Here is an 18,754-nt window from a genome sequence, read left to right on the forward strand (position 1 = left end):
CCAGGTCGTTGCCGCCGCCGATGCCGAGCGACGCGCCGCCGCCGAGGTTGATCGCGTTGCCGAAGTTCAGGCCGGGCAGGCTCGCGCTCAGGCTGCCGCCCAGGCCGGACAGATTCAGAGCGCCCGTGCCGAGCGCGCTGGCGTTGCCGAGATTCAGGCTGCCGCCGCCGCTGAGGCCGAGGCCGCCGCCGAAGGTGTTGGCGCCATTGAGGCTCAGCGCGCCCGTACCGCTGAAATTCAAGCCGCCCGTGCCGCCGATGATTCCCGACAGCGACAGGTCGTTGCCGCCGCCGATGCCGAGCGACGCGCCGCCGCCGAGGTTGATCGCGTTGCCGAGGTTCAAACCCGGCAAGCCGACGCTCAGATTTCCGCCCAGGCCCGACAGGTTCAACGCACCGGTGCCCAACGCGCCGGCATTGCCGAGATTCAAGCTGCCGCCGCCGCTGAGCCCGAGGCCGCCACCGAAGGTGTTCGCGCCGTTGAGGCTCAAGCTGCCGGTGCCGCTGAAATTCAGGCCGCCCGCGCCGCCGATGATCCCCGACAGCGCCAGGTCGTTGCTGCCGCCGATGCCGAGCGCCGCGCCCGCACCGAGATTGATCGCATTGCCGAGATTCAGGCCCGGCAAACCGACGCTCAGATTTCCGCCGAGCCCCGACAGGTTCAACGCGCCCGTGCCCAGCGCGCCGGCGTTGCCGAGAATCAGGGTGCCGCCGCCGCTCAAACCGAAGCCGCCGCCGAAGGTGTTGGCGCCGTTGAGGCTCAAGCTGCCGGTGCCGCCGAAGTTCAGGCCGCCCGCGCCGCCGATGATTCCGGACAACGACAGATCGTTGCCGCCGCCGATGCCCAGCGAGGCGCCGCCGCCGAGATTGATCGCGTTGCCGAGATTCAATCCGGGCAGGCCGGCGCTGAGCGTGCCGCCCAGGCCCGACACGTTCAACGCGCCGGTGCCCAGCGCGCCGGCGTTGCCGAGGTTCAGACCGCCGCCGCCGCTAAGGCCGAAGCCGCCGCCGAAGGTGTTCGCGCCGTTGAGGGTCAAGGCGCCGGTGCCGCTGAAGTTCAGGCCGCCCGCGCCGCCGACGATCCCCGACAGGGCCAGGCCGTTGCTGCCGCCGATGTCGAGCGCGAAACCGCCGCCGAGATTGATCGCATTGCCGATGACGAGCCCGCCGACGTTCGCGCCGAACCCGGCATTGCCGGACACGTTGAGCGCGCCGGTGCCCAGCGCGCCCGCATTGCCGAGCAGCAGGCCGCCGGCCGACAGATCCACCCCGCCGCCGAAGGTGTTGGCGCCGTTGAGGCTCAAGGTGCCGGCGCCGAGTTTGAGCAGGCCGCCGGTGCCGCCAATGACGCCGCCGAAACTGCCGTCGAGCCCGAGCCCGCCGATCGACAAGCGATTGGCGCCCAGGCCGATGCTGCCGGCGCCGCTCAGATTGCCGAACGCGGCGTCGAAACCGTTGAGATTCAGCGCGCCCGCCGCGCCCAGGTTCACGCCCGCGCCACCGAACAGACCCGCGCTGAGCGCGTCGCCGAACTGCAGCGTGCCGAAGTCGACCGAAACGCCGCTGCCGGCGCCGAGCGAGCCGCCGCCGGACAGCGTCAGCAAGCCGTTGTTGCCGGCCGAGCCGAAGTTGAGCGTGCCGCCCGCGCCGAGGTTGAGGCCGCCGCCCCACCCCGCGCTGAGTCCGGCGCCGACCGACAACCGGCCGCCCGCCCCTGCGCCGAGATTGAGCGCGTTGCCGAAGTTGCCGTTGAGTCCGAGGATCAGCTCGCCGCCGCCGAGGTTCACCGCGCCGGTGCTGAAGGCGCCCAGGTTGTTGGCGCGCACGCGGCCGCCGGTCAGCGAGAAACCGCCGGTGAAGGCGTTGGCGCCGTTCAAGGTCAACAGATTGGGGCCGACGTAGCTGACCCCGCCGTTGCCGCTGATCGCGCCGCTCAGGCTCCAGTCGAAATCGCCGGTCAGGCGCAGGTTCGCGCCGGGCGCGAGACTGATCGGATTGGCGAAATTGAAACCGGCGAAGCCGGGACCGAAGCCGGCGTTGCCGGTGACGTTGAACAGCCCGGTGCCGAGCGCGTTCGCATTGCCGAGCTGCAGCGTGCCGCTGCCCAGGTTGAAACCGCCGCCCCAGCCCGCGTTGTTGCCGCTCAGGTTGAGCACGCCGCTGCCGTTCATGGTCAGGCCGCCGAGGCCGCTGAGATTGCCGGCCAGGCCGAGGTTGTTGGCGCCGCCGATGCTCAGGTTGGCATTGAGCGCGATCGCGTTGGCCAGCGTCACCGCGGCGCTGGATTCGAGCGTGGCCGCGCCGTTGATCGCCAAGGTGCCGGTGCCCAGCGCCAGATTGTTGCCGACGCTCAAGGTGCCGCCGGTCAGGTTCAAGCCGCCGCCGAAGGTGTTGGCGCCCGACAGCGACAGCCGGCCGGCGCCGTTCCAGTTCAGGCCGCCGGCGCCGCCGATGACGCCGCCGAAGTCGGAGTCGAGCCCGGTCGCGCCCAGCGACAGCGAACCGATGCCGAGCGACAGATTGCCGGTGCCGGTCAGGCGGCCGAGCGTGGTGTTGATGCCGTTGAGGTTGAACGCGCCTGCGCCGCCGACGTTCAAGCTGGCGTTCGCCAGCAACCCGCCGTTGAATCCCGCGCCGAGGCCGAGGGTGCCGAAATCCGCCGACAGCGCCGCGCCGGCGCCGATCGAGGAGCCCGCGCCCCAGTTGAGCAGCAATCCGCCGGTCGCGCCGCTCGCGCCGAAGCCCAGGCTGGAGCCCGCGCCCAGGTTGACGTTGCCGCCCAAGGTCGCGTTGAAGCCGGTGCCGGCCGAGATGGTGGCGCCCAGTCCGCCGCCGAGATTGATCGGATTGGCGAACACGCCGTTGGCGCCCAGGCGCAGCGAAGTACCGCCGCCCAGACCGATCGCGCCGGTGCCGAAGGCCAGGGTATTGCCGGCGAACACGCTGCCGCTGTTGATCGCCAGGCCGCCGCCGAAGGTGTTCGCGCCGGACAACGACAGCAGGCCCGTGCCGTTCCAGTTCAGGCCGCCGGTGCCGCCGATCGCGCCGCTGAAGGTCGAGTCCAGAGCGCTGCCGCCGCCGAGCGAGAGCGAGCCGCTGCCCAGGGCGAGGCTGCCCGAACCGGTCAGGCGTCCGAGCGTGGTGTTGATGCCGTTGAGATTGAAGGCGCCGGTGCCGCCGACGTTGAGCTCGGCGCCGCTCAGCAGGCCGCCGTTGAAGCCGGCGCCCAGGCCGAGCGTGCCGAAATCGGCCGACAACCGCGCGCCCGAGCCGACGGTCGAACCGGCGCCCCAGTTGAGGGTCAATCCGCCGAGCGCGCCCGCGCGTCCGAACGCCAGCGACGAACCGGCGCCCAGATTGACGTTGCCGCCGAGCGTCGCGTTCAAGCCGGTTCCGGCCGAGATCGTCGCGCCCAGGCCGCCGGCGACGTTGATCGCATTGGCGAAGCTGCCGTTCGCGCCGAGGGTGAGCGAGGTGCCGTTGCCCAGGCCGATCGCGCCGGTGCCGAACGCCGCGGTGTTGCCGCCGAACACGCTGCCGGTATTGACCGTCAAGCCGCCGCCGAAGGTGTTGGCTCCCGACAGCGACAACAGACCCGCGCCGTTCCAGTCCAGGCCGCCGGCGCCGCTGACCACGCCGCTGAAGGTCGAGTTCAACCCGGTCGCGCCCAGCGACAGACGGGCGCTGCCGAGATTGGCCGAGCCGACGCCGTTCAAGGCGCCGAGCGTCATCGTGCCGGCGGTCAGGCCGGTCATGTCGAGCGCGCCGCCGGCATTGAGGGTGAGGCGCGCGGTGCCGCCGCTGCTGGTGCCCGAGAAGCGCGCGGTGCCGCCGGTGTTGACGCCGATGGTGGCGTCGCCGGCGCTGCCGGAGCCTGCGAAGTTGAGGTTGCCGCCGATGGTGAGGGCGGCGGTGCCCGCCGTGCTGGAACCGTTGAACGCAGCCGTGCCGCCGGTCGCGACGACGATCGTCGACGACCCGGCCGTCGCCGTGCCGTCGAACCCCAGGTTGCCGCCGGCGCCGAGATTGATCTGCGCGCCGGCGGCGGTGGTGCCGGCGCCGTTGAAATTGAGCGTCCCCGCCCCGGTCACGCCGACGTTGAACACGGGTTGGAACAGCGACGTGTTCTCGATGCCCGTGCCGGTCACGTTCAAGGTCGCCCCGGCAGGGGTGCCGAGGTTGAAGGTGTACTGCGGCGCGAGCGCGCCGAAACGTATCGTCCCGATCGAACTGTTGCTGCCGTTGCCGAACGACACCGTAGGCACCAGGGCGGCGTTGAAGGTCGCCACGCCGGTCGGCACCGAACCCGAGCTCCAGCTGGCGCCGTTGTTCCAGGATCCGCCGCCGACGCCCGTCCAGGTCGCATCCTGCGCGGCCGCGATCGCCGGCTGCGCCAGCTGCAACACGATCAGGAACTGCAATCCGATCCGGATGTTCCGGCTCAAGGGATGAAGGCCTGTGGACTTGCGCTGTTCACCGCGCCATTTCTTGCTGAAGCGCTGGACCCAGAAACGACTCGTGGCGTTCTTCCGCATGGCCTCTCTCCTACAGCGACGTATCGATACGACGGTGCGCAAAGCCGTGTTTCGCGAGATCCGCGATGGGATCGATGTGAAGGGCGGCTTTGGAGTGATGTGCGACTGGCTTCTCAACTTCAGATAAACGTGGGTCGTATTTCGGTTTTTTAAGGCAGAAAAGACGCGCCTTTAATCAGCGAAATTCGTGAGCCCTTCTACACCTGTTTGCGAAAGATTCATGTCTACTGAGACGAGGAAAAACCCTCACGCAGAAAAATATGAACGCGGAAAAACCAGTAATTTCAGCCTGTTCACCAAAACTGCGAACCCCGTCGTTCAGTCTTTGGTCCGACCTCGATAACCGGTAAGCAAAACCAGACGTGGACCGCTCGGTAAGGAGCTAAACGAATGCGTGTGGAAGACCGGATGCGCCGGGCCCGATTGCACGCCAAGCTGTCGCAACAGCAATTGGCGACCAGGATCGGCGTGCAGCGCAGCGCCGTGGCGCAATGGGAAAAGACCGGGGGCAATCTCCCCTCGATGAACCACCTGATCGACATCGCGCTGGCGACCGGCGTGACGCTGGAGTGGCTCGGAACGGGGCGCGGCCCGATCAAGGCCGACGAGGAAACCTGGACGCCCGCGCTGCAGAGCCTGGATTACGCCCAGGACGAAACCGAGTACCAGTGCCTGCAGGATCTAAGACGTCTGCCTCATCAGCTGCGGGAGAGTCTGGTCGAGATCATCGCCCAGCTCGCGAAAAATCGTTCTTGAAGCGCCACGGCGAAGCGCCCCCGGCGCCGCTATGGCCTGCCGCGTTTCGGCGTACGGCTATCGCTTCGACGGCTATCGCTTCGCAAGCGTCAGCAAAACGCTAGCGGCGTATGCGCCGCGCATCGACACATTCCGCCCGCCGGCCGCGGCTTTCGCTTTCTCCATTCAGCCCGTTCAGCGCATCGGCTGCATCCGCTCACGCTGGGTCTGCGTAAGTCCGGGCGTCGTCACATTACGAACGCACTCATGGCCGCTGCCCTCGCCCGCCTGGCGCTGATCTGTCTTGTGCCCTGCGCGGCGCATGCCGCCTCCGACTATTACGAAGGCGAGGCGTTCTCGCCCGACGGCGGACGCCTGCTGTACCGCGAACGGCACTGGGCGCAGCAGCACGGCGGAGCGACCCGGCGCATCACGCTGTTCGTCTGTCCGGACGGACGCCCGTTCGCACGGCGCATCCTGCGCGAACGAGCCAGCGCCGCGGCGCCGGATTTCGAGTTCGAGGATGCGCGCGACGGCTATCGCGAAGGCCTGCGCAGCGAGCGCGGCCAGCGCGTGGCGTACACGCAGGCGCGCGGGGAACGCGAGCGCAGCGCCGTGGTCGAGGTGCCGCAAGGCGGCGTCGCCGACGCGGGATTCGACGCGCGCATGCGCGAGCTGTGGCCGCAGCTCGCGGCGGGGCGCTCGGCCAGCGTCGCGTTCCTGATTCCCAGCCGGCTCGCGTTCTACGAGTTTCGCGCCGAGCCCGAACGCCCCCAGCCCGACCCGGCGCAACTGCGCGTGCGCCTGCGCATGGACGCCTGGTATGCGTTTGCCGCGCCCGAGATCGAACTGGTCTACAACGCGACCGGCCGGCGCCTGGCTTCGTTCCTCGGCCCGAGCACCATCCGCGACGAACGCGGCCGCTATCGCAAGGTGCGCATCGCCTTTGCCGAAAACGTAGCGGTGCCGCCCATGCAGGCCGACGCTGCGGCGGTCGCGCCCCTGAGCCGCCAATGCGGCCCTTGACTCGTGCCATCGGTCTGCGCGGGCGCCGGCACGGCCGCAGGCGGCGATTTTGCCGGATCGGTGGCGTTCCCGTAGTGTATGGCCCGCCCGCCATCGACGCCGCCGCTCTGGTAACTCAGTCCATGACCGAATCGCCCGCAGATCCGTCGTCCGTGCCCGCCAATGAGGCGCAAGCGCAGTTGCTGCGGGCCGCGCTGGGCGACCGGTCGGCCTTCGAAGCGCTGTTCCGCAACGTCTCCGGCGCCCTGCTCGCGGTGTGCCTGCGCCTGATTCCGGATCGCGCCGAGGCCGAGGACGTGCTGCAGGAATCCTTCGTCGCGATCTGGCACAAGGCCGATCAGTTCGACCCGCAGCGCGCGACCGCGATGACCTGGATGATCGCGATCGCGCGCAACAAGGCCATCGACCGTCTGCGCGGCAGCGCGCATGCGATCAAGCGCGCCAGCATCGAACTGGCCGACGAACTCGGCGACGAGGCCCCCTCGCCGGCCGCGCGCGCTGAAGCGCTCAGCGACGCCGAACTGCTGAGCACTTGCCTGGAAGCGCTGGAACCGCGCCGCCGCCAGCTCATCCGCACCGCGTTCTTCGACGGCGAGACCTACGAAGAACTGGCCCAGCGCACCGGTTCGCCGATCGGCAGCGTCAAGAGCTGGATCCGCCGCGGCCTGCTGCAACTTCGAGCCTGCCTGGAACAATGAACATCCGCGACCACCAGCCCGATCAGGAGCCGCCCAGCGCCGAAGTGCGGGCGGGAGAATACGTCCTCGGCGTGCTCGACCGGGACACCCGTGCGCAGACGCGCCAACGCATGTACAGCGACCCTGCGTTCGGGCGGCTGGTGGCGCAATGGGAGCGGCGACTCAATCTGCTCGGGCAGGAGCTGCCGGCGGCGCCGGTATCGCCCGCGCTGTGGCGCGGCGTGCGCGCCCGGCTAGGCTGGGAGCAGGCTCGCCCCGCGTCGTGGTGGGATCGGGTGACGCTGTGGCGCGGCCTGACCGCGGCGACCGCGGTCGCGGCATTGGCGCTGTTCTGGATCGGACGCGCGCCGCAAGTGGCGCCGCCGCCCTCGCCCCCGGTCGCGCAGGAAGAGCAAGCCGCACGCCCGGTCACCCCGCTCACCCGCGAAGACGGACAGCCCGGCTGGCTGGCCTCGATCGACAAGCGCGCCGGCAAGGTGCTGATGGTGCCGATCCCCTCGCCCGCCGACGCCCAGGGCCGGGTCGGCGAACTGTGGATCATCGCCAAGGGCGAGGCGCCGCGTTCGCTGGGCTTCGTCTCCAACGAGAAGGCGCACTCGGTCGCAGTGCCGGCCGCGCTGCTGTCCAAGCTGGTGGTCGGCAGCACGTTCGCGGTCACCCTGGAGCCGGCGCAAGGCATTCCCCATGCCGCGCCGACCGGGCCGATCGTGGCCAAGGGCGACATCGGCGCGATCTGATCGCGCCGGTCGTTTCCGCGCAAGGGCCGACGCGTTCGCCGGTCCCTGCGTGAGCGCCGCGAGCGCTCGCGCGCGCGTGCATGCGGCGTGAAAACGCAACGCCGATCCGCGAAAAAAAATCTCCCGCGCGGTGCATCCGCGTGCAAACGCCATGCGTAGGTCCGGTTAGCACCGTTACCGGATCTCGCGATGCCGCCGCTCCATCCCTCGCCGCACTCCGCTCCCCGCCGCCGCTGGCTGGACACGCTCCGGCGCTGGGTCGACACCTCGGCCGCGCCGGCATCCGCCGAACGCGAAGACGGCGACCGCGTGGACTGGCTGCGCGCGGTTCCGTTCGCGCTGCTGCACCTGGGCTGCCTGGGCGCGATCTGGACCGGCGTCTCGCCGGTGGCGCTGGCCGTCGCCGCGGCGCTGTACGTGCTGCGCATGTTCGCGATCACCGCGTTCTACCACCGCTATTTCTCGCACCGGACCTTTCGCGCCTCGCGCGCGGTCCAGTTCGTCTTCGCCGCGATCGGCGCGGCCAGCGTGCAGCGCGGGCCGCTGTGGTGGGCCGCCCACCACCGCCACCATCACCGCCATACCGAAACCGTCCGCGATCCGCATTCGCCGGTCGAACACGGATTCTGGCGCAGTCACATGCTGTGGTTTCTGACGCCGCAAGCGTTCCGTACCGATCTGAGCCGCGTGCCCGACCTGGCCGCGTATCCGGAACTGCGCTGGCTCGACCGCTTCGATACGCTGGTGCCGGTGCTGCTCGCGCTCGGCCTGTTTGGACTGGGCGCCGCGTTGCAGGCCGTCGCGCCGCAGCTCGGCACCGGCGCCTGGCAAATGCTGGTGTGGGGATTCTTCATCTCCACCACGGCGCTGTTCCACGCCACCGTGACCATCAACTCGCTGGCCCACCGCTACGGCCGCCGCCGTTTCGACACGCGCGACAACAGCCGCAACAACCTGTGGCTGGCGCTGCTGACCTTCGGCGAGGGCTGGCACAACAACCACCATTTCTTCCCCGGCAGCGCCCGCCAGGGTTTTCGCTGGTGGGAGATCGACCTGACCTATTACGGCCTGCGCGCGCTCGCCGCCCTGGGGCTGGTGCGCGATCTCAAACCGGTGCCCGCCTGGGTGCTCGAGCGAGCCAGGAGCTGAGTATGCGCATCGCCGTCATCGGTTCCGGCATCGCCGGGCTGGCCAGCGCCTGGCTGTTGCATCGCGAGCATGACGTGGTGCTGTTCGAGCGCGATCGACGCCTGGGCGGGCATACCCACACCCATGAGGTGCGCATCGGCGAACGCGACTGCCGCGTCGACACCGGCTTCATCGTGTTCAACCCGGAGCACTATCCGTTGCTGACGCGGCTGTTCGAGGAACTCGGCGTGGCCTCGCGGCCGACGACCATGAGTTTTTCGGTGCAGTGCCAGCGCAGCGGCCTGGAGTACAACGCCACCGACCTGGACTCGCTGTTCTGCCAGCGCCGCAACCTGTTGTCGCCGCGCTTTTGGGGCATGGTGCGCGACCTGACCCGCTTCTACCGCACCGCGCCCGACTTGCTGCAGGACTTCGGCCCCGGCCCCACCCTGGGCGAATATCTGCGCCGCGAGCGCTACGGCGCCGCTTTTCGCGACCTGCATTTGCTGCCGATGACCTGCGCGCTGTGGTCGCTGCCGGTCGAGCGCGCGCTGCAATTTCCGGCGCGCTATCTGGTGCGCTTCATGGCCAACCACCAGATGCTGCAGGTTTCGGGCCGGCCGCAGTGGCGCGTGGTCGACGGCGGCTCCGACCGCTACCTCACCGCGATGCGCTCGCGCTGGAACGTGCGCGAACGCAGCGGCTGCGGCGTGCTGGGGCTGCGCCGCGACGCCGACGGCGTGTGGGTACGCCATGCCTGGGGCCTGGAGCGGTTCGACCACGTTGTGATGGCCTGCCACAGCGACCAGACCCTGGCCCTGCTCGAAGACGCCAGCGGCGAAGAACGCGAGATCCTCGGCGCCATCGGCTATCAGCCCAACGAGGTCGTGCTGCACACCGACGCCCGCCTGCTGCCGCGCCGGCGCAAGGCGTGGGCGGCCTGGAACGCCTACGTTCCCGCCGATCCGGCGGCCGGCTGCACGGTCAGCTACTGCATGAACCTGCTGCAGGGCCTGGACGCGCCCGAGCCGATCGTGGTCACGCTCAACCGGAGCGTCGACATCGATCCGTCGAAGGTGCTGGCGCGCATGCGCTACGAGCATCCGGTGCACGACCCGGCCGCGGTGGCCGCGCAACAGCGCAAGCCCGAGATCCAGGGTCGTCGACGCACCTGGTTCGCCGGCGCCTACTGGGGCTGGGGCTTCCACGAAGACGGCATGCGCTCGGCGGTCGAAGTGGCGCAAGGCCTGGGCGTCGCCGCGGGTGCGCGCTTCGCGCTGGCGCCGCACCGCGACCCGGGGCCGCGCTGCGATGCGCAGGAGGCCGCGTGAGCCAGCTGGCGGTCACCGATTCGACGTTGCACAGCGCGATCTACGAAGGCAGCGTGCGCCATCGCCGCCATCGGCCGGGCGCGCATGCCTTCGCCTACCGCATGGCCCAGCTGTATCTGGACCTCGACGAGGTCGAGCGCGTATTCGAGCGCCGCTGGCTGTGGTCGGCCCGCCGTCCCAATCTCGGCCGCTTCCGCCGCGAGGACTATCTGGGCCCAGCGCGCATGCCGCTGTCCGAAGCCGTGCGCGAACGGGTGCACGGCGCCTGCGGCCGCCGGCCGCAAGGCCCGATCCGGCTGCTGACCCATCCGCGCTACTGCGGCTACGTGTTCAATCCGGTCAGCTTCTACTACTGCTTCGCAAGCGATGGCGGCGCGCTGGAATTCGTCGTCGCCGAAATCACCAACACGCCGTGGGGCGAGCGCCACGCCTATGTACTGGACGCCGAGCGCGCGCAACGGCGCGGACGCGCCCTGCTGTGGCATTTCGACAAACGCTTCCACGTTTCGCCGTTCATGCCGATGGCGCGACGTTACGGCTGGCGATTCACCGAACCCGACGACGATCTGTTCGTGCACATGGATGTCTACGACCAGGACCGGCGCGACTTCGACGCGACCTTGCGGCTGCATCGGCGTCCCTGCGACGGCCGCGGACTCGCCCGCCTGCTGTGGCGCTATCCGTTGATGACCGCGCAAGTGGTCGGCGCCATCCATTGGCAGGCCCTGCGCCTTTGGCTCAAGCGCAATCCTGTGTACGACCATCCCCACAAGACCCGAGGCCACGCATGAACCGCAGTCTCGCTTCCGCCGGCAAGCGCGGCGGCACCCGCTACACCGGCCTGGACGCGATGCTGCGGCGTCGCCTGATCGCGCAGCTCGCCGCGTTGCGCCACGGCCGTATCCGCCTGCGCGACGAGTTCGGCGAGTTGGCGCTCGGCGCCGCCGACGCCGGCGATCCCGACCGGCTCGAGGCGACGGTGACCGTACGCGATCCGGGTTTCTATCGCGCCGTTGCGGCCCACGGCAGCGTCGGCGCGGGCGAGGCCTTCATCGAGGGATTGTGGGACTGCGACGATCTGGTCGCCCTGGTCCGGCTGCTGGTGCGCAACCGCGACCTGCTCGATGCGATGGAGGGCGGATGGGCCCGCCTCGGCGGCTGGGCGCTGCGCGCCTGGTACCGCCTGCAGCGCAATACCCGCGCCGGCAGCCGCCGCAACATCGCCGCGCATTACGACCTGGGCAACGAATTCTTCGCCACCTTCCTGTCCGCCGACCTGATGTATTCCAGCGCGGTCTACGCCGGCGAGGACGACGCACTGGAAGCGGCCTCGCAGCGCAAGCTCGATCGCATCTGCCGCAAGCTCGACCTGCGCCCGGGCGACCGGGTCGTGGAGATCGGCACCGGCTGGGGCGGCTTCGCCGTCCATGCCGCCGGTCGCTACGGCTGCCACGTCACCACCACCACGATTTCGCGCGAGCAGCATGCCGAGGCCGCCAGACGGGTGCGCGAGGCCGGCCTGGAAGACCGGGTGACTCTGCGGCTGGAGGACTACCGCGACCTGCGCGGCGAGTACGACAAGCTGGTGTCCATCGAAATGGTCGAAGCCGTCGGCGCGGATTTCCTGCGCGGCTACTTCGAGCGCCTGGGCGCCTTGCTGGCGCCGAACGGGCTGGCGATGCTGCAGGCGATCACTATCGAAGACCATCGCTACCGGCAGGCGCTGCGCGAAGTGGATTTCATCAAGCGCTTCGTGTTCCCCGGCAGCTTCATTCCGTCGATCGCCGCCCTGCTCGAGGCCAAGACCCGCGCCTGCGACCTGGCGCTGGTGCAGCTCGACGATTTCGGCCCGTCGTATGCGTTGACGCTGCGGGCCTGGCGCGAGCGCTTCCTGCGCGAACGTCCGCGCATCGCGGCGATGGGCTACGACCAGCGGTTCCTGCGCCTGTGGGAGTTCTACCTGTGCTACTGCGAAGGCGGCTTCCGCGAACGCTCGATCGGCGTGGCGCAGATGCTGTTCGCTAAGCCGGGCCACCGGCGGGCGGTGCGGCTGCCGGAAACGGAACTGATCGCATGAATGCCTGGCTTGAATTCGCCGCCTATCAGGCCGTGTGGTTCGTCGCGGTGATCGCCGCCGGCAACGGCAGCGCCTGGCCGGGCGCGCTGGCGGCCGCGGCGTTCGTGGCCGTGCAGTGGTCGCTGTCGTCGCGACGTGCGGGCCTGACGATGCTCGCGGCGTTGGCGCTGCTGGCCGGGACGTTCGTCGACGGGGCGCTGGCGCTGAGCGGCCTGGCGCGCTACGCGGCCGCGTGGCCGTCGCCGCAGTCGGCGCCGGTTTGGATCCTGGGCCTGTGGTGCGCGTTCGCGACCACGTTGGCCGGCAGCCTGCGGGTGTTGCAGACGCGCTTGCGCGCCGCCGCGCTGCTCGGCGCGGTCGGCGCGCCGCTGGCGTATCTCGGCGCGGCGCGCGGCTGGGGTTCGGTCGCGTTCGCCGAACCGGCGTGGCGGGGATGGGCCTGGTTGGCTGCGGGGTGGGCGCTGGCGTTGCCGGCGCTGGCATGGTCGGCGCGCCGGCTCGCGCAGGCGCCCGCCTCCACCGCGGGGGCGGGCGCATGAGCTGGACCATGACCCTGCTGATGATCTGGACGGCGATGGCCGCGGCCATGACCGCGGGCTGGCTGTGGCAGCGCCGGTGCGACAACGCCGGCATCGTCGACGTGCTGTGGTCGGCCGGCGTCGGCGCCGGCGCGGTGGCCTGCGCCGCGTTCGGCGCCGGAGACGCGCGCGTACGTCTGCTGGTGGCCGTGTGCGGCGGGCTGTGGGGGCTGCGCCTGGCCTGGCATCTGTGGCGCCGAGTGCGCAGCGAGGATGAGGACGGGCGTTACCGTCACCTGCGCGCGCATTGGCACGGGCATCAGGGTAAATTCTTCTTGTTCTTCCAGTTCCAGGCGTTGCTGGTTCCGTTGTTCTGCCTGCCGTTCGCCGCAGCCGCCGCCAACGCGTCGTTGCGCGTGCCGTGGCTGGCGGCCGGTGTGGCGGTGTGGGCGCTGGCCTGGGCCGGCGAAGCGCTGGCCGACCGGCAGCTCGCGCGTTTCCGCGCCGATCCCGGCAACCGCGGCCGCACCTGCGACACCGGGCTTTGGCGCTACTCGCGCCACCCGAACTATTTCTTCGAATGGCTGCACTGGTTCGCCTATGCCTGCTTCGCCGTCGGCTCGCCGCTGGCCTGGCTGGCCTGGACCGGGCCGGCGACGATGTACGTGTTCGTGCGCTACCTCAGCGGCGTCCCGTTCACCGAGGCGCAGGCCTTGCGCACCCGCGGCGAAGACTATCGCCGCTACCAGCGGCGCACGCCGATGTTCTTTCCGTGGTTCCCGCGCGCGTCGCGGGAGCGTTCCGCACAGGAGAAAACCCGATGAATTCGTTGGTGTCCGAACCGTCTTGCGTTCCCGCCTACGCGCCCGACCGCCGCCCCGCCGCCGGCCTGCTCGGGCTGGCCGAGCGCGGCTGGCTGCCGGACGCGGCGATCCGCCACGGCATCCGCCGCCTGTGCGCGCAACGCCTGCGCGAGGAACGCGCCGACGGCCTGGGCGGCCAGCACGATCTGTACCGCGCGCGCATCGAGCTGCTGCGGCAAAGCCCGATCGCGATCCACACCGACGCGGCCAACGGCCAGCACTACGAATTGCCGCCGGAGTTCTTCGTCCAGTGCCTGGGGCCGCGGATGAAGTACTCCTGCTGCTATTACCCCAGCGGCGAGGAGACCCTGGCGCAAGCGGAACAGGCGATGCTCGAGCTCTACGGCCGCCGCGCCCAGCTCAAGGACGGCCAGTGCATCCTCGAACTGGGCTGCGGTTGGGGATCGCTGACCCTGTGGATGGCGCAGCGCTATCCGTCGGCGCAGATCGTCGCGGTGTCCAACTCGCGGCCGCAGCGCGAGCACATCGAACGGCGCTGCCGCGAACTGGGGCTGTCGAACGTGCTGGTGATCACCGCCGACGTCAATCGCCTGAACCTCGAACCGATGCGCTTCGACCGCTGCGTCTCGATCGAGATGTTCGAGCACATGCGCAACTACGAGCATTTGCTGCGCCGCATCGCCGGCTGGTTGCAGCCCGATGGCAAGCTGTTCGTGCATATCTTCTGCCACCGCGAACTGATGTACCCGTTCGAGACCCGGGACGAAGACGACTGGATGGGCCGCCACTTCTTCACCGGCGGCCTGATGCCCGCCGCCGACACCCTGCTGTGGTTCCAGAACGACCTGCGCATCGACAAACGCTGGCTGCTCGACGGCACCCATTACCAGCGCACCGCCAACCATTGGCTGGCCAACCAGGACGCCCGCCGCGGCGCCAGCGACGATGCGCTGGAAGCCGCCTACGGCGATGCCTACCGCTTGTGGCGGCAGCGTTGGCGGATGTTCTGGATGGCCTGCGCCGAACTGTTCGGCTACGACGGCGGCCGGCAATGGGGCGTCGCCCACTACCTGTTCTGCAAACGCTGAGGATTCGACATGGCCTCTCCCCTGCGCCGTTTCGCCTTGCTCGCCTTGATTCCTGCCCTGGGCGCCTGCGCGAGCTCGCCGCGCCCGATGCCGCCGGTGGCCTCGGTCGACCTGCCGCGTTTCATGGGCGACTGGTACGTGATCGCCCATATCCCCTCGCGGCCCGAGCGCGAGGCCTTCGATGCGGTCGAGTCGTACCGGCTGGACGAGAAGGGTCGGGTGCGCACGACCTTCACTTTCCGCAAGGGCAGCCACGACGCGCCGGTGGAGGCGATGCACCCGACCGGCTTCGTCAAGCCCGGTACCGGCAACGCGGTCTGGGGCATGCAGTTCGTCTGGCCGATCAAGGCCGAGTACGTCATCGCCTATCTGGACGAGGACTACACCCGGACGATCGTCGCGCGCAGCAAGCGCGACTACGCCTGGATCATGGCCCGTTCGCCGCAGATCCCGGATCAGGACTACGCCCGACTGGTGGAGCGTCTTCGCACGCTCGGGTATTCGACCCGGGACCTGAGAAAGGTGCCGCAGGCGCGGCCGTCGCAGGGTGCGGCCGAACGCGGCGCGAACTGATCGCCGATCGCGCTGCGGGCGCGCAACGCGCTTATCCGCACTGTGTTGCGATCCAGCGCGGATACGTGCGTCTGCCCGCGTGTGCCGAGCCCTTCTGAAACCGACGGCGTCTCATTCTTTCGATGAATCGTTCATCTGAATTCGCTGCCTTGCAGTCGGGCATGCGCATCGGGGCCTCACCCGCTAGCTGACTAGTTCAGCCAAATTTTCGGCTTTCTCTAGTCAGGTTCTTGAATGGGTGCTCAGATACCGGTCCTTCGAGCGAGGCCTGCGTACCGAATGAAGGTGTTCGTCCGGGTGACTCAATACAACCCCGTTCTGCTTGTGTGCGACTCGGGTGCATTGGGTCTTCCAGCGTTGACCGGCAAAGGTCCGATCCAGGTAAGCGACGCCTGTGTCGCGGTCCGCAGCGCCAGCGCCAACGGGCTGGTCACGCGCCTGCTGGTCACCGACGAATGGGTGGCGCGGCCCGGCGATTTGATCTGCCGACAGTACATCCGCACGCCCAATCGGGCGGTCGTGGTCTGTTCGGTACTGCTGGAGGTATATGCGGCCGTGGTCACGCGCAGAACGCGGTCGCTGGTGAGGGTGTACACCAACGATCCGGTCGCGCCCGATCGCGTGGTGGTGGTGGTCGGCGAACGAGACCAGGCGACATGAGCTAGCGGACGACCCCGCGCGCGGTGCACATCGGCAGGCGGCTGCTGGAGGGAAACGCGGAGCGCGCGGACCTGTAGCCATTGGTGAGCGGCCGGGCACCCGCGCCGTACAAGGAAGCGCTGATTGCAGCGGCGACCCGCTGGGACCGTATCGCGGTCGGGGCGCGCCGGCGCGGCTGGCGGAAGGATCGGGCGGCACCGGCGGATCTCGCTTCGCCGCTTCGCCCGAAAAAGCGCTGCCTCCCGTTTCAATATGCTAAACCAATACGGGCTTGCCGCAAGCCCTGCCCGGTATCGTTCAATCGCCGCCTCAGCGACCCAGCGAGGAGCAGACGATGACCGAACATGCCGTGGCGATAATCGGAGGCGGCCCGACCGGGCTGATGCTGGCCGCTGAACTGGCGCTGGCCGGAATCGACGTCGCCGTCGTCGAGCGCCGCGCCAACCAGAGCCTGATCGGCTCGCGGGCCGGCGGCCTGCACTCGCGCACCATCGAGATCATGGACCAGCGCGGCATCGCCGGGCGTTTTCTCGCCGAAGGCCAGATCGCCCAAGTCGCTGCGTTCGCCAATGTGCGTCTCGACATCAGCGACTTCCCTACCCGCCATCCCTACGGCCTCGGGCTGTGGCAAAGCCATATCGAGCGCATTCTCGCCGACTGGGTCGGCGAGCTCGCGGTGACGTTCTATCGCGAACGCGAGCTGGTCGGCTTCACCCAGCGCGCGAACGGCGTCGATGTCGCGCTCTCCGACGGCCGCCGCCTTCGCGCCGAGTACCTGATCGGCTGCGACGGCGGGCGCAGCCTGGTCCGCAAGCTCGCCGGCATCGACTTCCCCGGCTGGGATCCGACGATCAGCAGCCTGATCGCCCAGGTGCAGATGCGCGAAGAACCGCCGTTGGGCATCCGCCGCACCGCCACAGGCATGCATGCGATCGGCAAGGTCGACTACAAGATCGAGGATGGGCGCGTCGTCTACTCGCCGGGCGGAACCGTCGGCGTCATGCTGACCGAGCCGAAAATCGCCACCCATGAGCCGACGCTGGACGATATCAGCGAAGGCTTGATCGCCGTATACGGGACCGACTTCGGCGTGCACAGCCCGACGTCGATCTCCCGTTTTACCGATGGCACCCGCCAGGCAGCGACTTATCGTGCAGGACGGGTGCTGTTGGCGGGCGACGCCGCGCACGTCCATTCGCCGGTCGGCGGACAGGGGCTCAATACCGGCGTGCAGGACGCGGTGAATCTGGGTTGGAAACTCGCGCAGGTGATCAAGCGGATCTCGCCGGACAGCCTGCTCGACACGTATCACGCCGAGCGCCATCGCGTCGGTGCGCGGGTCCTGCGCAACACCATGGCGCAAGTCGCGCTGATGCGCGTGGACGACCGCATCGACGCGTTGCGCGAAAACGTCGCCGATTTGCTGAGCATGGACGAGCCGCGCAAGCGCTACGCCGCGATGATGTCGGGGCTCGATATCCGCTACGACTTCGGCGAAGGCCATCCGCTGCTCGGACGGCGCATGCCCGATCTGGACCTGTCCGTCGACGGCGAGCCTGTGCGCGTTTTCAAGCTGCTCCACCGGGCGCGGCCGGTGCTGCTGAACTTCGGCGGGCCCGACGCCGTCGATATCGCGGCCTGGGCCGATCGGGTGCAACGAGTCGACGCGGTTTACTCCGGCGCTTGGGAACTGCCGGCGATCGGCTCGGTCGCCGCGCCGAGCGCAGTGTTGGTTCGTCCGGATGGTTATGTCGCGTGGACTGGAGACGGCAGCCAAGACGGGCTCGCAGACGCGCTTTCGACCTGGTTCGGCCCGGCGATGGCCGGATAGCGCCGCGATATCCGGGCCGTAGAGCAATTCGCCGGCGCAGGCGCTGGTGTGCGCAAAACAGAGCAGGCCCAAGCGCGGTTGGCCGCCTTGGACCTGCTCAGCCACTCATGGCTATTGTTCCGGCTCAGGGAAACCGCCCCACAGCGCTCTTAGCGACCGTCCTTGTCGGCGTCGCCGGGAAGAGCGCGCTCGACGCTGTGCCACGCATCCTTGGCTGCGGATTTGGCCTTGTCCCAACCCAGGCGCGATTCGCCTTTGACGTTGTTCCAGCGTTCGCCGAGTTCGGATTCCAGACGATCGTCCCATTCGCGGTCGGCGTACTGGTGGCGCGCCTGCGTGCCGAGGCGATAGGCCGGGCGGTAGTCGTCGTATCGGGTGCCTTCGTCGCGATACGGGGCTTGGTCGAAGCGCGATTGGTGGTAGCGATCGGTGGCCTCGTAAGTGCGGTAAGTGCGGTCGGCCCGGCCCCAAGAATCCTGCACCGCGGCGCGCGCGTCGCTCCATTCGAGCCTGGAGTCTCCTCGCGCCTTGGCCCATTCGCGCTCGAGCTCGGCGTCGGTAGACGAATCCCAGGAGCGATCGCCCAGGTTCGCGCGCGCGGTTGCGCCATACGCATAGGCCGGGCCGTAGTCGCGATCGTAATCGTACTTGGGATCGTAGTAAGGGCGCCGGGTGTACTCGTCTCGCCAATAGCCGGCCTCGCCGGTGGGGTCGAGCTTTTCGGCCACGCCCTTGCCCGCCGAAGCGCCGGCGATCGCACCGATGCCGCCACCGATCAACATGCCGATCGGGCCTCCCAGCGCGCCCAGCACCATGCCCGCGGCAGCGCCGCCGACGCCGCCCACGCCCACTCCGACCGGATGAGACCCGGGGGCGCCGGTGATGGGATCGCGATTGAGATCGCGCGCTTCTTTGCTGCTCGTCATTGCGTTCTCCTTGGCGGATCCGAACTGTCCGCACCCGCGCAAGATTCGGCGAACGCTCATGTAGCGCG

General features: G+C 69.2%; 16 protein-coding genes. 14 read left to right on the forward strand and 2 right to left on the reverse strand.

The window, feature by feature from the left end:
- Positions 1-4,444: autotransporter-associated beta strand repeat-containing protein (locus A7A76_RS17465; protein WP_206412400.1), on the reverse strand; the 4,444-nt coding region annotated here is incomplete at its 3' end.
- 480 nt (positions 4,445-4,924) lie between these two features.
- Here A7A76_RS17465 and A7A76_RS17470 point away from each other — a divergent pair.
- The 14 genes from A7A76_RS17470 (at position 4,925) to A7A76_RS17535 (ending at position 17,760) form a co-directional block, all read left to right on the forward strand.
- On the forward strand, positions 4,925-5,290 hold the full coding sequence (locus tag A7A76_RS17470; RefSeq protein WP_206412401.1) for a helix-turn-helix transcriptional regulator: 366 nt from the start codon (positions 4,925-4,927) through the stop codon (positions 5,288-5,290).
- Between the two features lie 246 nt (positions 5,291-5,536).
- Entirely contained in the window at positions 5,537-6,295 is a 759-nt protein-coding gene (locus A7A76_RS17475; RefSeq protein WP_206412402.1) for a hypothetical protein, read from the forward strand.
- A gap of 122 nt (positions 6,296-6,417) precedes the next feature.
- Positions 6,418-6,993, forward strand: a complete 576-nt coding sequence (locus A7A76_RS17480) for a sigma-70 family RNA polymerase sigma factor (RefSeq protein WP_206412403.1) — start codon at positions 6,418-6,420, stop codon at positions 6,991-6,993.
- Positions 6,990-7,730, forward strand: a complete 741-nt coding sequence (locus A7A76_RS17485; protein WP_206412404.1) for an anti-sigma factor — start codon at positions 6,990-6,992, stop codon at positions 7,728-7,730. Before A7A76_RS17480 ends, A7A76_RS17485 begins: the two co-directional genes overlap by 4 nt.
- A gap of 189 nt (positions 7,731-7,919) precedes the next feature.
- Positions 7,920-8,879, forward strand: coding sequence for an acyl-CoA desaturase (locus A7A76_RS17490; RefSeq protein ID WP_206412405.1), 960 nt, complete (start codon positions 7,920-7,922; stop codon positions 8,877-8,879).
- Positions 8,880-8,881: 2 nt separating this feature from the next.
- A complete protein-coding gene (locus tag A7A76_RS17495; protein WP_206412406.1) occupies positions 8,882-10,189 on the forward strand; it encodes an NAD(P)/FAD-dependent oxidoreductase in 1,308 nt (435 codons plus the stop codon).
- Positions 10,186-10,980, forward strand: a complete 795-nt coding sequence (locus tag A7A76_RS17500) for a DUF1365 domain-containing protein (protein ID WP_343225357.1) — start codon at positions 10,186-10,188, stop codon at positions 10,978-10,980. The genes A7A76_RS17495 and A7A76_RS17500 overlap by 4 nt, the downstream gene beginning before the upstream one ends.
- Positions 10,977-12,266, forward strand: coding sequence for an SAM-dependent methyltransferase (locus A7A76_RS17505; RefSeq protein WP_206412407.1), 1,290 nt, complete (start codon positions 10,977-10,979; stop codon positions 12,264-12,266). Before A7A76_RS17500 ends, A7A76_RS17505 begins: the two co-directional genes overlap by 4 nt.
- Complete coding sequence (locus A7A76_RS17510) at positions 12,263-12,805, forward strand: DUF2878 family protein (RefSeq protein ID WP_206412408.1); 543 nt, start codon at positions 12,263-12,265, stop codon at positions 12,803-12,805. The genes A7A76_RS17505 and A7A76_RS17510 overlap by 4 nt, the downstream gene beginning before the upstream one ends.
- Positions 12,802-13,608 carry a DUF1295 domain-containing protein gene (locus A7A76_RS17515; RefSeq protein WP_206412409.1) on the forward strand — a complete coding sequence of 269 codons (807 nt, stop codon included), beginning with the start codon at positions 12,802-12,804 and terminating at the stop codon, positions 13,606-13,608. Before A7A76_RS17510 ends, A7A76_RS17515 begins: the two co-directional genes overlap by 4 nt.
- Complete coding sequence (locus A7A76_RS17520) at positions 13,605-14,696, forward strand: SAM-dependent methyltransferase (RefSeq protein ID WP_206412410.1); 1,092 nt, start codon at positions 13,605-13,607, stop codon at positions 14,694-14,696. Before A7A76_RS17515 ends, A7A76_RS17520 begins: the two co-directional genes overlap by 4 nt.
- Positions 14,697-14,705: 9 nt before the next feature.
- Positions 14,706-15,269: a lipocalin family protein gene (locus A7A76_RS17525; RefSeq protein ID WP_206412411.1), complete on the forward strand. Its 564-nt coding sequence runs from the start codon at positions 14,706-14,708 to the stop codon at positions 15,267-15,269.
- A gap of 279 nt (positions 15,270-15,548) precedes the next feature.
- The gene (locus tag A7A76_RS17530) at positions 15,549-15,929 is read left to right on the forward strand and encodes a hypothetical protein (RefSeq protein ID WP_206412412.1); all 381 of its coding nucleotides are present in this window, start codon (positions 15,549-15,551) and stop codon (positions 15,927-15,929) included.
- 334 nt (positions 15,930-16,263) lie between these two features.
- The gene (locus tag A7A76_RS17535; RefSeq protein WP_206412413.1) at positions 16,264-17,760 is read left to right on the forward strand and encodes an FAD-dependent monooxygenase; all 1,497 of its coding nucleotides are present in this window, start codon (positions 16,264-16,266) and stop codon (positions 17,758-17,760) included.
- 149 nt (positions 17,761-17,909) lie between these two features.
- Here the strand turns inward: A7A76_RS17535 and A7A76_RS17540 are convergent, their stop codons facing one another.
- Complete coding sequence (locus tag A7A76_RS17540; protein ID WP_206412433.1) at positions 17,910-18,686, reverse strand: hypothetical protein; 777 nt, start codon at positions 18,684-18,686, stop codon at positions 17,910-17,912.
- Positions 18,687-18,754: the final 68 nt, after the last annotated feature.

Source organism: Lysobacter enzymogenes (assembly GCF_017168095.1).
Lineage (GTDB): Bacteria > Pseudomonadota > Gammaproteobacteria > Xanthomonadales > Xanthomonadaceae > Lysobacter > Lysobacter enzymogenes_D.